Source organism: Mesorhizobium sp. M4A.F.Ca.ET.022.05.2.1, assembly GCF_003998845.1.
Lineage (GTDB): Bacteria > Pseudomonadota > Alphaproteobacteria > Rhizobiales > Rhizobiaceae > Mesorhizobium.
Genome location: NZ_RZOJ01000136.1, coordinates 1 through 13,621 on the forward strand (window position 1 = coordinate 1; position 13,621 = coordinate 13,621).

Genomic DNA, 13,621 nt, shown 5'->3' on the forward strand with positions numbered 1-13,621 from the left:
GATCCGACAGGGCGGGCTGGGCGGCAGGGGCATCCCCGGAATTGGTCAATTGCCCCGGGAACGGCACGGCGGCGGCAGGCGCGTCGACCGACAGGCTCGGCATCGGGCCGTTCATGGCCACCATCACGCCGGTCGGTAAGCCGTCCGACGGATCCGGCCGGTTGTTGCCAGGATGGTATGAGGCAATCAGATACTGGTCGTCATCGCCGTCGAGCGGCGCTCGCCCGACATATTCGACCTTCACCTTGGCCGTGCCGACCTTGTCATAGTCGAGCATTTGCGCGGCTCGCTCCGAAACGTCGATGATGCGGCCTTCATGGTATGGGCCGCGGTCGTTGACGCGCACGATGACCGAACTGCCGGTTTCGAGGTTGGTGACGCGGGCGTAGCTCGGCAGCGGCATCGTCGGATGCGCCGCCGTAAGTTGCATCGTGTCATAGACTTCGCCGTTGGCAGTCAGCCGGCCGTGGAAGGCATCGCCATACCAGGATGCCAGGCCGACCTTGCGGTAGCGCTTGTCTTCCTTGGGATAATACCATTTGCCGCGCACCTGGTAGGGCTTGCCGAGTTGGTCGCGGCCGCCGCCGCGCCGCATGAAGGCAACGCGCGGGCTTGCCTTCACGCCATATTCGGTTTCGGCGAAATACTCCTTCGAGCGCGGCCTCTTGTCGATCATCGCCTTCGGCTGCGGCGTCGAGGTGCAGGCGGCAAGCAGCACCGCCGATATGGCGCACAGTGCAAGAGCTGGAGCGCGACGTAGACGCGGGCGCGCCGAAATCTGCATTGTTATGATGTCCCCTACAGTCTCGCCACCAGCTGAACGTCAGCGGAGCCAAAGCACCTGCCCGACACTTTGCCAGCGACACCCGGATCCCCAATCTCCTTGTGCGCAGGAATTGCTTATCACGGTATTAACCGATTGTGGTCGGAAGGCGGCGAGATTGTGGCAAGGCCTGTACCGGCGTGGCCGTGAACGCCGAGCGAGGCAATGCCAGCGACTTGATTGGCCAGTTGACCGCTGCCATCGCAGCAAAGGCGGAACAAAACTATGGCGCCGGCGTAGTCCCGGCGCCTCGAAGGCTCTCAGACCGGCCCACAGTCCAGAAGGTGCTTGGCGCCAACGCGCTCGTCAGGCCGGCGGTTGCTGGGAAGACGGAGCCACCTGCGCCGTAACGTGCGACAGCCTCTCGCGCTTGGTCAAAATCGGCTTTTCGTAAATCTTCTTCATGATTCCCTTTACCCCGAAAGATCCACTACGCCACAGATTGGTCGGGCGTGTGCCACATTGTCAATCAGGCTGGGCCGATTTGGCGGGATACTGTTGCATTTCGGCAAATATATCGAGCGACGATCCGACGCGGGTGGCAGGTCTTGGCGCCACGCACTAGGGAAGTGCGGTGGAAATGACCTCCCGCGTCTGGCGCGCCAAAAAACATAGACACCCCAGTGATTGGCACGATAGAGGGATGGCCGAGCAGTTTAAGGCCACGGTCTTGAAACGTGGTGAAAGCTTTCCCGCCTGTTATCAGCGGTCTTGAATAGCCGGCGCCAAATGAACAGCCCGCAACCTGCGGCAGCAGGCGCATCGGAACGCCTCACGCAAAATTTGAACTCGATTCAAATAGCGGAAGGCGCTTCCGTTCCATTAGCCAGTGCTGATTTAGAAATCTGCGACGTATTAACCGTTCGTAGACCGCGCTGTCCTATTCTGAGACAGCGCGGTCAACCAACTACCCCTGGCTGCGCAGGCGGCTCCGGCTACCCACCCCCAACGCCGGTCGGAGCCGCCACCCTCTCTTTTGATACCAGCGATGGTTGAATTAACTGTTACCACACGTACTTTCTAACGTGCTCTCCCGATCGCTAGACTTTTAGGGAATCGCCGGCGCTCCCAAAACCCCTGTCCGATTTGGCGATCCCTGACGTCTGGACTCAACCGCCGAATGACGCATCCTGGTTCTTGGGGGCAAGGGACGAACGGCGAAAGCTTGCGTTTCGGCAAATGTACAGGCCGGCGCGGTTGACAGGTCTTCGCGCCACGCACTAGAGCAGTGCGGTGCGGTGCGGTGCGGTGCGGTGCGGTGCGGATGATGCCAACAGCAGGATCCGAAGGTCAACACAGGCACCAAAGTGATTGAAAGATCACGATGGAGGGATGGCCGAGCGGTTTAAGGCACCGGTCTTGAAATTCGCTTGCAGCCGTCCCGGCCTACCCCGTCCAGTCCCTCACAGTCCTTAGTTTTCAACGCTCCGGCCCCGCGCCGGCTTCAACTGTCCCGCCCTATGCCAGCCTGTGCGACCGAGTTCGGTAGCAAAATGGTAGCAAGACGTTCTGGCCCCGTTCTAGTCGTTACTGTCGCTGCCGGCGATGTACGGAATGCGTTGCCGCTCCCATTCGTCGCGACCCTGGCTGCACGGCTCCGGCCAACCGAGGCTGCGTTCCGAGTCGCCGCCCTCTTCAATGTCGCTGTTGTCTTGCTCGCGGTCATCGGTGCCGACGACTTCGATACCGCCCGCAAGCCACGGCTCCAGATCGGCGTCGGGCTCCATCAGATCCAACAGAGCTATCAGGCGCTCGATCTCGTCTTCGACGGCACGGCGGACATTCTTGCCAAAGGCGACCGGCGCGTTCATCCCCGCACCGCCTTCCGGCGTGCACGTCCCGCCTGCTGTCGCGCGACCGCTCCTAGGCGATCGACCAGCGCCGCCTCGTCGCGGGCGATTGCCAGCGCCGTTTCAGGAGTGCCGCCGCCATGCTGCCGCAACCAGTCCTGTTTCCATCGAAGGTGACGAACGGCTTCGGCGGGGATGAATACCTGTTTCAGGCATTCGACCCGCCATGCTTGGAAGGCCTTCTCTGCGAGCCGGCTCGCTTCGGCGGCCTCCGGGCTTCCTTTGCCCAATGCGTGCGCCACGAGTATGCGCCGAAAGTCCGCGGTCATACGAAAATGATGGGCCAGCTCGATCTGCATGCGGCCAGTCCACCAGTCGCTGGCGGGCTTGATCCAGACCAAGAGTTCGGCGAGTTCGTCCTTGGCGCCCGGCGCCGGCCGAAGGCAGAATTGAACTACCTCGCCCATGGTCACGCCTCCTCGCACAGCGACGTCATGCAGGCGACGAGGTCGTCACCGTCGATTTCAACGCCGAGGCGGTGATAGACGCGGATGATGCAGGCAGCCTTGGCGCGAACATCCTCGATGGTCTGGCAGCGCAGTTCCATCACGGCCTGGAAGGCAGCGCGCGCTTCAGCGAAGGCTTGATCGGTCTGGTCAGACGCGTCGTGATACCCGCTTGCGTCGATGACGGCTTCCTGCCCTCGGAGCCACGCCAAGCCCTCTGCGCCTTGCGCCTCCATGTCGCGCATCCATCGCTCATAGGCGGGCCGGTTCATGAGACCACCCCCAAAGGACTTTTCAATCAGCTCCCGCCTGCTCTCGATTTCGGCTTCTAGGGCTTTTGAGGTGCGGAAAATGATCGGGACGTGTGACCAACGAGAAGCGACGCCGCTAGGCGTCTTCCATTCAGGGAACAATGCATCCCCGAGAGCTTCGGCGATCGAGGCCTCGCGAGCCTCGCAGATGCAAAGGCGATTTTCCGCCGCATGGCAGGCTGACAGAACGTTTTGAACGGTTGAGGCCTGCGGCTCATTAGCGACAACGGGTGATGCCGTCACGGCGGCAGCAGCAATGCCACCGGTTAGGAAGGCGAGCGCCTTGCGGCGGTTGATTGCGGGCAAACCTTCGGCGGTTGCCCGAACAGTTGTGTTCGGCATCACATTCTCTCCGTACTGGTTATCGGAACTGATTTACTATGTTTGATAACCTAGAAGCAGGCATAGAGGTTGTCAATGGTTTCTAGGTATGGTAACTAGAAACACCAATTTGAGAGGGACGGATGCTCACTACGGGAAATCAGCTCAAGGCCGCCCGCGCACTGGTCGGAGTTGAACAAAAGGAAGTGGCTGAACTTGCTAACGTCAATGTCAACACGATCCGCAGCATGGAAGCTGCCGGCGCCGGGCCAATTGCCGGCCGAGCACAGAACGTCCAGGCAGTCCAGCGCGTGCTGGAAACTCGCGGGGTCGAATTCCTGAACCATGGACGCCCTGGCGTTCAACTCCGGCAGACCTAGGCTCTGCTAGAGCGACTCAGACGTCTCTGTCATTGTCAGCTTCAGGCGGCGGGCTCTCGAGCAATGGAGAGCGCTGTGACCGATGCCGAACGAGCTGAAAAAAAACGCGAGCAACGACGCGCCTACCGCGCGCGCAATCCCGAAAAAGTCCGCCTATCTCGGCAAAGATATTTAGCAAAGCCAGGTACACGCGAAAGGCAACACGCTGCCGACAAAAGATATAGAGAAAAGCACCGGGACGCTCTTATAGCGCGACAGGCCCAGTATCGGTTGAGGTATCCGGAAGCAGCTGCCGCATCCACAAAACGATACCATGACAAGAATCGCGCGGAGATAAACGCCCGCCATCGTGAGGTTTATCGTCTCGACCGCGACAAAATCCTGGCACAACAGAGGGCCGCATATGCCCGCAAGCGGTCGATACTGCAAGCGAACCACTCTCCCGAAGCCCTGATGAAAGCCGTTTATGCCGCGATCCCGGCTGCCTTGCCGAAATTCATCCGAGATGAGGTTGCCGGGGAGATGATGCTGGCCGTGCTCGAAGGCAAGCTGCAGATGGACGGCATCCGCAGAAGCGTGGCGGAACATCTCCGCCGGTACAACAAGGTCTATGACAGGTTCAAGTTTCTGTCGCTGGATGCGCCCATGGCCGGCACAGAGGATCTTCGTCGGATCGACACGTTGACCGACGAAGATTCGGTCTTCAGGTTTGCAATTTGAGCGCAGGACGAAGTATGGCCATTCCGATCTACATCGCCGCCATCACCGCCTCGATGCTTGCCGGCGCGATCTGGCGATACAGGCAGCGCGATATGATGGGCATGGCTGCCTGTCTGCTAATGGCCGGCATGGGCGCCTACATGCTGTGGCACTAAAGAGAAACCCGCTGCCGAGGGGACAGCAGCGGGCTTGGCTTCAAGGCTAGCCGGAAGAGGGGATTGGGACACAAGGGCATCCGGCCAGCCCTTTCAACGAGGGTGGCGATCGTTTGTTCCCAGGCCGTTCGCATATATTAGCAATCTCTTGACTAAACCCGCGCTCGCCCAGAATCGGCCTGCATCAGCGCTGGGGCTTTTTAACCTCCAGAGGTAACGCTACAGGGCCTGTAGCCATTCCCCTACGGCTGGGTAGTGCTTCAATGGTTGGCCTTGCCGGGATGTCCTGCCGCTGCCATTTGCTTGTTGAAAGCTGCGGCCTCTTGCTCCGTTTCGAATGGACGGGCGGTAGCCGTTCCATCGGGAGCGATGACTACAGCCATGTATGGCAGGCCGTTCGCTGGTGGGTGATAGACGGCATAGATCGTGCTGCGCTTCATTCCCTCATGCTACCGGGACTCAAAGACCTCGCCTAGCCTTGCGTTGAATTCAAAAGCCGATCCCGGTGAGCGACGTGCAGAAGCTGCATCTGCTCGAACAGGGTCAAAAGGTCTTCGGCTAAGTCTACCCTGAAGCCCTTATGGTGGAAGTCGGCAACAATCTCCCGCTGGCGCGCAATATGTCGCTCGCCCAAAAGCACATGCTGCTCCAGCATCGCCAGAACGGTTTCCTTCATCGCTAAGCGATATCAGATTTCTCGCGCTTGTTATAGGGACCGCGCTTGCCTGGCTTCGGCGGCAATAGCGCCGCCGGGCCGCTTTCACCTTTCGGGACGGCGGACGTTTCAAACATGGTCCGTACTGGTTTCTGCAACTGCGATTCAGACATCTGAGCAAGCTGTAGCATGATGCCATCCGTGAAGCGGAGCGCCCTATTGAACGCTCTGTCGCGGCAACGATCCGGAGAGCCTTGAGATAGCGCATCCGGTTTCCGAACAGCGTAGCCATCGCTTGCACCCCTGCATTCATAGGCGCTTCGGTCACCGGCCCAAAATAGGAGCCAAATTTTTGAAATTCAAATTGAGACTTTGTGAGCGGGGCTCCGATGCGCAAGACGCGCAATGTCAACACTCATCGGTTGAATGTGAGTAGGAAGTCCAGGTGCATTTCAAGTTCGCCTTGCACCGCCTCGAAGTCTTGCAATAGACCTCGGGCCATCTCGGTCCGGTGGCCGCCGAGCGTCATCTCATCGATGAGTTTGCGCTGGCGAGCAATGCGTGCCCTGCCTTCGCGAACGTGCCGTTCTCCCCTTTCCACCTTGGTCTCGGTGCTCATGCTGAGACAAGGCGGCTGATGTCTTTAGGTTCCGCCGCCCAAACGGAACATTTGCTCGCTCCTGGAGTTGGTCGGCATGGACACTTGGACTTCCCTCGATATCAGCGCGGCTGCCATGAAACGGGCGCAAAAGCTTCGCGAGGAAAATGACCGTGTCCGGAAGCAGGCGGAAGCGGAACTGGCCAGGGCTCGCGAACTGATTTCCGATATTGCCGAGCTTCTGGATACTCGCGGCCTGAGGCGCTGTTGAACCGGGCGGGAAGTCACCGGGGAAGACACCCACAGCCCGGCTCGCTTTATCGAGGTGACACAGGATTTCGCGGGCCGGGCCATGCACCGACATCGAGGAGGTGTCGAAGCCCCGTTACAGTGCGCCCTGTCTAGGCAGCCCGCAAGGTATGCCTTTGGGGAAGGTGAACTCGAGCTCGCCTCACGTCCCAATTGGCGACTGAGGTCCGATGGCCGCACGCATAGGTCTGAGCACAGGAAACAACGGCCCGCCAGTTCATTGGTAGCAGTCGCAGGAGATTATCCCCTCCATCTGCGGTAACCCTGAACTGCCCGCCGCTAACTCCTTGGCGGCGGGCCTTTTGGATCTGCTGGACGCCTTGAGGTTGGTCGTAGTTGGTGGCAGAATAATAGGGTAAGGGACGGCAAATTGAGGGCTGCCGTTATGCCGTTATCGCGTTACAGCGGAGTATTCGAACCCCCTGACTTGGACTTGCTCCAGCGGGTGTTTGACCAAGTGTGCATCGAACGCAGCTTAGCCCAAAAAGACAAGGAACAGAGGGAAGGCCTCGCTGCGGAACTCGTCAGCGTTTACCGTAACGGGATCACGGACGAAGGCGAACTGTTGCAGGCACTTTCTAAGCGCCGCTTGGCTTAGGTCGCCGCCGTAGTTTCGGCTTGTCCGCCTGGTGCCGATGATCGAAGCCTATTCTATATCCCGTTATGTCGGCCTATAATTGCGGCCGCCGACAAACGTCCCCCTATGAGTTTGCCGGTAGGCCCGGCGGGCGAACCCCAAGCCCCACACCCCCGACCGCTGGGCCGCCTCCATTTTTGTCGTTACATTCCGCTCGCCGATTCCTGAAGACGGCGTATAATCCCCAGGTCGCCCGCACCAAACAGGGGCTACGCGGGCGGGTGGGATGCTTTGGCCTTATGTGCGGGGTAGGCTATGTCACGCGACAAGGTATCGTCACTCGACAGCGACATCCTGCGAAACGCCCTTCGCCGAGCGATTATGAAGAGCAAATCCCCGAAAGCCGATGGCGCGACTTCGCCGCGCAAATGGTCCGCGATTTCACCGGCTTCGAGACCGTTGATCTTGACTTTGTGGAATGGATCCTGAACGGGTCGATGGCAACCAAATACCTCGATCATCGGTTGGAATGCCCCTACTGCCTCACCATCCGGCTGAGAATTCCCGATGACGCTCGTCCCGAGACGCCGATTTCTTGCGACGATTGCGGCGAGTATCTTGGCACCTGGGATGAGCTACAAACCGACTTTGAGAAGCAAGGCGGCCACAACGGTGTTTTTCGTCTCGAAAAGGGCCGCATCCAGCGGATCCGCTAGTGCCGGGCCGGCAACCGTCTAGTGTCGACCTTTCAGGAACCTAGCCTCGCGAAGCAGCGAATTCCAATCGGTTCCAACCAGCTCGATCAGCTGCTTGGCCTCTTCCTCCTTGATGCCAGTCTCCCTCGTAAGTCGCTCTGCCAGCAGCTTTAGATGGGCTTTGCGATCATCCCCATTGTCGATTGCCGGGCACATGGGTTCCTCCAATGAAGAGGAACCGCTGAAGCTAGCTTTTGTTTCGAGCGCTCGGCTCGCCTAATCTACGCGAGGGCACCGCGCACTCTGGCTAGCGCCCCTACTGGGAAGCCCATGACCAGTCGTGTAGCCCGATCCATGCCGTCGCCATGATCAACGTGGCGAGGATGGCGTACTCTGCTATGGTTTGACGTGAAGGCATCTCTGCTTAGTACGGTCCAAGCATGAGTTTTCGCTTAATTCAGGGTCCGGTCCCAATGAAAAAGCCCGCCACGATGGAGGGGCCACGGGCGGGCTTTCAATGAGGGCGGCTACATTCCTGAGAAATCGACCGCTAAGGGAATAATATACCATGGGGTGGGATGGTTCCAGACAATTTTAAAGATTGGTGTCCTCGCCCACATATCGCCCGCCGGCACCATCACGAAAACCACGGCGCGGCCGAAACCAATGATGGCCGACTTCGTTCTATGTGATCCCAGGCACCGGCGGAGGATCATTTGGGCAAGCAATTGAACAGCAGCGACCCGGACTCGGACCAGTTTCCGTATGAGGTCGATTTTTTTGCAGCGAAGCACGGCATTCCAAGACGCGTGAAGTCATCCTGCACTCCAATGGCCCATCTCGCCATCAATGCGACGCAGCCGCGGCGGCCTATTTGCAGGTCATGCAATGGCGTCAACGGCCACGGCCAGTTACGAGTTGATCCGTCAGTTCTCTGACAATCCTGAAACCATACATTAGCACTCACTTGCGAACCTATTTGCCGTGTCGGAGTTGTATCGGCATGGCGAAGGGCAGCATCAAAGTCGGCGACGAGGTCGCAATCACCGCTACTGTGCGCAAGCGCGTCACAGAGGACCGGATCGCCGTATTGATCCCTTCCTACCACCAGCCGCATTCGATCGTAGATCGGTCGCCAAACGTGAGCAGCGGGCAGAAGATTGAGCTGGTGGGCGACGTCACGCATGTCGACGAGGACAGAGTGACGGTGAACCTTGGCGTTCCAGTCACGGTCAAGCTCAACACGGTGCGGCTTGTCACCAGCTACGTGGCGCCGAAACGGAAGACGACATGAGCCATTGAAGAAGGTAGGAGATTACTCCCGCTATCGCCGGGCGCCGACCTTAAGGGCGCCTTTTCAAAATGCCAAATATTGCGGGCGGGACGTTCGCGAAAGCATACGCTAATATTATAGGACGAATCGTCAACTTAGGAGGCGCATCATGGATTCGCCAAGCAAGCTGGAGAACTTGCGCTTTGTTGCATCCCTGCTGGGCGTAATCCGCCATCGGATGCGTGAGGATGGTGAAGATCTGCTGACGTACCTAATAGACATTGCGTATCTGGAGGCTAGCGATCGGCTGAAACAAAAAAGCCCGCCGGCCGAAGCCAGCGGGCCGGTCCCACGCACCTGATGTCTCAGGTCGGTGGAAGCGGCCCGGACAGGCTGAATGCGACCACGGTCGAGAGCTTCGCTTTCTTCGCTAGTGAAGGCTTCACATATGGTTTCTTTGTCATGCAGTTCACCGTGTTTGAATCGATGCTGTCATCGCCATGCGGCCTTCCGTTGTCAATACGAAAAAAGGCCCGCCATCCAATCGCCCCCGCGCTCGCCCGAACTTTGAGAAGCAAGGCGGGAGCGGCGGTGTTTTCCGTCAAAGATACAGGAAGAATCCAGCGACCCGTTAAAATGGAGAACCCGCGCCCTCTCGGCAAAGGACGCGGGCCGGTGTTTCCACCCAGTCTGCGAAAGCTTTGAGGGGAACAATCGCAGACACCTTTTCAACAGCGCTTCGTCGGATTTGTTCCAAGAGCGGCGCGCCAGGGCATCCCTTTCGCTTTCTAGGGTTTCGCATTATGTTCCGCGCCATGTCGCGAACCACCGTCCTTCAGCTAATCGCAGCGGTGATCACCATTGCCGTCCTGACCGCCATCCACCAAGGTGCCGACTGGTTTCTAAGCCGTTTGTCGCTCGACTTTAGCCTTGGAATGATGTTCGGAATGTTCCTGGTGCTGCTGGTCTGGATCTACGAAGACCGCAAGCAACGCCGTTCAAGGGCGACCGACGGCGTCCGGTCCGCTGAGCAGCAGAGCGCGCGCCACACGATCGACCTGTGACTGCTGAAGCCTAGATCCCTGGCCAACCCGCATCAGCGCATCGAGCACGGCGCTCTGCTGCGGGCCGCCTGTGAGGCTGCGAGCCATATCGGTAATTGCCTTGTCGTTCCCGCCGTTCCGCAGCGCGTCGATGATGGTCTCTACAGCTCGAGTACCCGCCGCGCGTGCTGCGCCACGCGCGCCGCCGGCAATAAAGCCCTCGCGCACGCCGAAACCGCTGCTGCCACCGCCGTCGATGGCATCTCTGGCCGCGATGCGCGCCGCCGTCTCGGAATTGCGCGTGACGATGTTCGACGTGTCGGCAAAGAGCTTTTCGCGGTCGAGCAGATCGATAATCGCCTTTGCCCGGTCGGAGCCAAACAAGGTCGACAGGCGCGCCCGGTTCCAATCCCCTTCCCCCTTGATCAGGCGCTGAAGCGCGACGCGGTCGTTCGCGTTGGTGCCTACAATGCGCTCGATCTCCGCGCGGGCGCCCTCACGAAGGCGAAGCGGCACGGCCGACGGACCCACCTGCAAACCTTGCGGCAGCGCGGCTTGTCTGACTTCCTCGGCGAGTTCGTCGGGCCGCGGCGCTTCCCGGCCGCTGGAAAGCACCGTCTGGCCGCGCTGAACGGCGTCCTTCTGGCGAGCTAGCTCGGCGTACTTCGCATCCACTTCCTTGATGCCGGGCACCGCGGCACGAAGTTCATCATCGATCGCCTGGCGTGCGGTCTGAAGGGCGTTCAGGGCGTTGCTCCCCTGCGTGGTTTCCAGCAGGTCATCGACGGCGTGCCGCGCGTTCAGCAGCGTCCCGGCGTCGCTGATCAGCCCAGGCTCGGGCAGCGGCTGACCGCCGGAGCGAGCGCGGGCTATTTCGTCGGGCGTCGGCGTGTAGTTGAGCATGTTCCGAACCCGCAGAACGCCCTTTTGCGCCTCGCCGCGCAGCGTCTGGGCCTCGGCGTCGAGATAGCGGGCGATTGGTGCAGAATCGACCAGTGAGGCCTCGCGCAAGGCTTCCCTATATTCCGGCTGTAGACTTGCCTGGTTGCGGGTCGCGCGGTCGATGATGCGCGACGGCGTAGGAGCCTCGCCAAGCGTCTCGTTGAGGCTGGACCGGATGCGCCAGTTGGCGTCGGCATCGCGCGCACCAATCGCGCCGCGAACGATGGCCTTGCCTTCTCCAGGCGTTGCCGCGATGGCGCCAGCGGTATGACGCAGGTTCGGGCCGAGATCCATCAACATGCCATTGTCGCCGAGCTGCGCCAGTGCGCCGGGCTCTACGGCATCCTGTCGGACAGCGCTCGCCAGAATCTTGGTGGCGCTCTTGTCCAGGCCAAGCGCCTTGGCAATGGCGCTGAGCTGAACCCGGTCGGCGACGGCCTTGACGCCCTTGCTGACAAGCGGAGCGACAAATGGGGCGGCAAAGCCTGTCAGAGCACCGATGCCTGCTCCAATACCTGCTTCTTTAAGGTTGCCGCCTGACCGCACGGCTGCATCCGCACCGTTAATAGCTGCGCCGGAACCTGTGCTGGCCAGCAACCGCAACGGGGTCGACGCGACTCCGATGCCGAACAATTCAGGCGCTGCGGCCATCGCCGGAAGCGTGCCGGCCACGGCGCCCGTCACGTTGCCGGCAGTGCGCGCGATCGGGTGCGCGGCACGGCTTTCTTGCTGGATGTCGGTCATCTCCTGGTTGACCTCGGAAGCAGGCTCCCCGGTCAGCAGCGAGCCGATACCCGCCGCCGTGGCAGTCAGGCCCCTGTCGACATAGGGGCCGGCAATCGGAATGCCTTGGCCGATCGCATTGAGGAACGTTCCCGACGCGCCCATGGCGCGGGGAGAGGCAATTCCGGGCGCGTCGTGACCGCTCCCCGGTTCGGGGCCACCAGCATCCATGATCTTTTGAGCAGCGGCCATGCCGGCTTTCGCGCGGGCATCCGCCGCGGAAACATCAGCGTTTGCTGACGGCAGAGACTTGGCAATCTCTTCGACCGCCGCATTCTGCTGCTCGGGCGTCATCGACAGGAACCCCTCGTCTACCTGTACCTTGCGGCCTTGGATGTTGAGCGTAGGCATCAGGGTTCAATGCTCCACTTCAAGCCGTTGCTGGTCGTGCCGCCACCGGTGCCCGCGTTGCCAGCCGGCGCGGAACCGCCACCGCTCTTGATTGCGTCGACCATCTGCCGGATACGCGCCAACTTGTCGTCGAGGGATGCTTTCGCCTCGCCAGGCTTTGGCGTCAGGATGGCCGCCTGGTTCTCGACTTCGGCCGGCGCCGCCGTCGCGCCGGACACGCTGTAGAGGTAGGATGCGATGATGGTGCGCAGCGAGTTCGACGCTCGCTGATACTCGGGCGATTTCAGGTACTCGGCGCCAAAGTCGGAACCGCGCGGAATAGCTGACAGGGCCTGATCCGAGGGATTGGACAGGGCCGAGAAGTTTTTTTCGACAATCTGTAGTTCCGGCGCGACCACAGAATACAGCTTGTTGTCGCGCTGCTGCTGCTCGTTCAGCGGCTTCTGTTTCGCGCCCGTGAGAGGCAGGATACCAGCATTCTCGCTTGCCGGCGGATTGGCAGCGTGCGGGCTGGTCGGTGCCGGGCTCGCCGGTGCGGTCGGTGCTTCCGGCGCAGGCGTGGCGGCCTTGGGCGTCACAGGCATTGCCGGGCCACCAGCGGACGCCTGGCCAAACACGCCCTGCGGCGTCAGGAACAGCAGTTCACCATTCGGGCCGCTGATCGTCTTGCCGGCGGCAAGCTGCTGCGCCTGGTCAACCGTGAGGCCGCCACCGTCCATCAGGCCGTTGAGCGCCTGAGCCTCGACGGAATTGCCGGTGAACCGGAACTGGCCGGCGTTCTCCCCGCCGATGCTGACAGCACGCGTTTCGCCGGTGCGCTTGTTGTACAGCGTCCGCTCATCGAGCTTTTCCCAATCGGTCTGCTGGCCGGTGTAAACGGGTTCGTGCGTCTTCGGATCGACCAGAACACCACCCACCTCGATCGGCTTGTTCTGCTCGGCCGCGAACTTCTCCCGATCGAAATCGAGGCGCGCCTTGTCACCGGGCTCGACCTGCGGGTTGCGCAGCTTCTCGACCTCCAGCCGGTTCTTTTCCAGTTCGAGCTGGTTGGCAGGGTTCGCCTCGTCGAGCTTCTGCTTCAGCATCAGGTTTACGACGCCGCGCTGCTGCTCGGACAAACGAGGATCCTGTGAGGCCTGCAAAAGTTGCTGCACGCTCGGGCCACCGGAGGCGGGGCTGGCCTGTGCGACCGTCTGCGCCGCCGCTGCGGGCTTTGCAGCCACCGGAGGCGGTTCTGCCGCGCGCGGCGACTGGACAGGCTGTGCGACCGCCGCTGGGCCGTCCGGCGCCGGACGCTTGTTCAGCGCCGCCGACACGCCCGCGCCCGGTTCGAGGCTCGCCACGTTAACCGGCGCGGCATCGGCGAAACGCGATGCGAAGGAATTGGCC

General features: G+C 60.8%; 16 protein-coding genes and 1 pseudogene. 7 read left to right on the forward strand and 10 right to left on the reverse strand.

The window, feature by feature from the left end; all coding sequences use genetic code 11:
• The 4 genes from EN745_RS16590 to EN745_RS16605 form a co-directional block, all read right to left on the reverse strand.
• Window positions 1-784, reverse strand: a 784-nt coding sequence (locus EN745_RS16590; protein ID WP_145992048.1) for a septal ring lytic transglycosylase RlpA family protein, incomplete at its 3' end; no start/stop codon positions are given.
• Window positions 785-2,343: 1,559 nt separating this feature from the next.
• The gene (locus EN745_RS16595) at window positions 2,344-2,634 is read right to left on the reverse strand and encodes a hypothetical protein (RefSeq protein ID WP_127311985.1); all 291 of its coding nucleotides are present in this window, start codon (window positions 2,632-2,634) and stop codon (window positions 2,344-2,346) included.
• A complete protein-coding gene (locus EN745_RS16600; RefSeq protein ID WP_127421782.1) occupies window positions 2,631-3,086 on the reverse strand; it encodes a hypothetical protein in 456 nt (151 codons plus the stop codon). Before EN745_RS16600 ends, EN745_RS16595 begins: the two co-directional genes overlap by 4 nt.
• Window positions 3,083-3,772: a hypothetical protein gene (locus EN745_RS16605; protein WP_127311987.1), complete on the reverse strand. Its 690-nt coding sequence runs from the start codon at window positions 3,770-3,772 to the stop codon at window positions 3,083-3,085. The genes EN745_RS16600 and EN745_RS16605 overlap by 4 nt, the downstream gene beginning before the upstream one ends.
• Window positions 3,773-3,894: 122 nt before the next feature.
• Here EN745_RS16605 and EN745_RS16610 point away from each other — a divergent pair, with 122 nt between their 5' ends.
• From EN745_RS16610 to EN745_RS36150, 3 genes are all read left to right on the forward strand, one after another.
• Window positions 3,895-4,131: a helix-turn-helix transcriptional regulator gene (locus EN745_RS16610; RefSeq protein WP_127311988.1), complete on the forward strand. Its 237-nt coding sequence runs from the start codon at window positions 3,895-3,897 to the stop codon at window positions 4,129-4,131.
• Window positions 4,132-4,206: 75 nt separating this feature from the next.
• Complete coding sequence (locus EN745_RS16615; RefSeq protein WP_127421783.1) at window positions 4,207-4,851, forward strand: hypothetical protein; 645 nt, start codon at window positions 4,207-4,209, stop codon at window positions 4,849-4,851.
• Between the two features lie 14 nt (window positions 4,852-4,865).
• A complete protein-coding gene (locus tag EN745_RS36150) occupies window positions 4,866-5,006 on the forward strand; it encodes a hypothetical protein (RefSeq protein ID WP_189340792.1) in 141 nt (46 codons plus the stop codon).
• Window positions 5,007-5,266: 260 nt separating this feature from the next.
• Here the strand turns inward: EN745_RS36150 and EN745_RS16620 are convergent, their stop codons facing one another.
• The 4 genes from EN745_RS16620 to EN745_RS16630 form a co-directional block, all read right to left on the reverse strand.
• A complete protein-coding gene (locus EN745_RS16620) occupies window positions 5,267-5,446 on the reverse strand; it encodes a hypothetical protein (RefSeq protein WP_127286836.1) in 180 nt (59 codons plus the stop codon).
• A gap of 32 nt (window positions 5,447-5,478) precedes the next feature.
• Window positions 5,479-5,682: a hypothetical protein gene (locus EN745_RS16625; protein WP_127421784.1), complete on the reverse strand. Its 204-nt coding sequence runs from the start codon at window positions 5,680-5,682 to the stop codon at window positions 5,479-5,481.
• A 2-nt stretch (window positions 5,683-5,684) separates the two neighbouring features.
• On the reverse strand, window positions 5,685-5,852 hold the full coding sequence (locus EN745_RS36155; protein ID WP_189363067.1) for a hypothetical protein: 168 nt from the start codon (window positions 5,850-5,852) through the stop codon (window positions 5,685-5,687).
• A 224-nt stretch (window positions 5,853-6,076) separates the two neighbouring features.
• On the reverse strand, window positions 6,077-6,280 hold the full coding sequence (locus EN745_RS16630; RefSeq protein WP_127421785.1) for a hypothetical protein: 204 nt from the start codon (window positions 6,278-6,280) through the stop codon (window positions 6,077-6,079).
• A 1,164-nt stretch (window positions 6,281-7,444) separates the two neighbouring features.
• On the opposite strand from EN745_RS16630, the gene EN745_RS37055 reads away from it, so the two are divergent.
• The 4 genes from EN745_RS37055 (at window position 7,445) to EN745_RS16660 (ending at window position 10,177) form a co-directional block, all read left to right on the forward strand.
• Window positions 7,445-7,861, forward strand: a complete 417-nt coding sequence (locus EN745_RS37055; protein WP_245487746.1) for a hypothetical protein — start codon at window positions 7,445-7,447, stop codon at window positions 7,859-7,861.
• Between the two features lie 982 nt (window positions 7,862-8,843).
• Window positions 8,844-9,134, forward strand: a complete 291-nt coding sequence (locus EN745_RS16650) for a hypothetical protein (protein ID WP_127312207.1) — start codon at window positions 8,844-8,846, stop codon at window positions 9,132-9,134.
• 148 nt (window positions 9,135-9,282) lie between these two features.
• Complete coding sequence (locus tag EN745_RS16655) at window positions 9,283-9,474, forward strand: hypothetical protein (RefSeq protein ID WP_127286534.1); 192 nt, start codon at window positions 9,283-9,285, stop codon at window positions 9,472-9,474.
• Between the two features lie 442 nt (window positions 9,475-9,916).
• On the forward strand, window positions 9,917-10,177 hold the full coding sequence (locus EN745_RS16660; protein WP_127421786.1) for a hypothetical protein: 261 nt from the start codon (window positions 9,917-9,919) through the stop codon (window positions 10,175-10,177).
• Here the strand turns inward: EN745_RS16660 and EN745_RS16665 are convergent.
• A complete protein-coding gene (locus EN745_RS16665; protein ID WP_127421787.1) occupies window positions 10,112-12,232 on the reverse strand; it encodes a hypothetical protein in 2,121 nt (706 codons plus the stop codon). The genes EN745_RS16660 and EN745_RS16665 overlap by 66 nt on opposite strands.
• Window positions 12,232-13,621: pseudogene (locus EN745_RS36160) on the reverse strand (hypothetical protein); the annotation flags it as partial. The pseudogene EN745_RS36160 and the gene EN745_RS16665, both read right to left, overlap by 1 nt.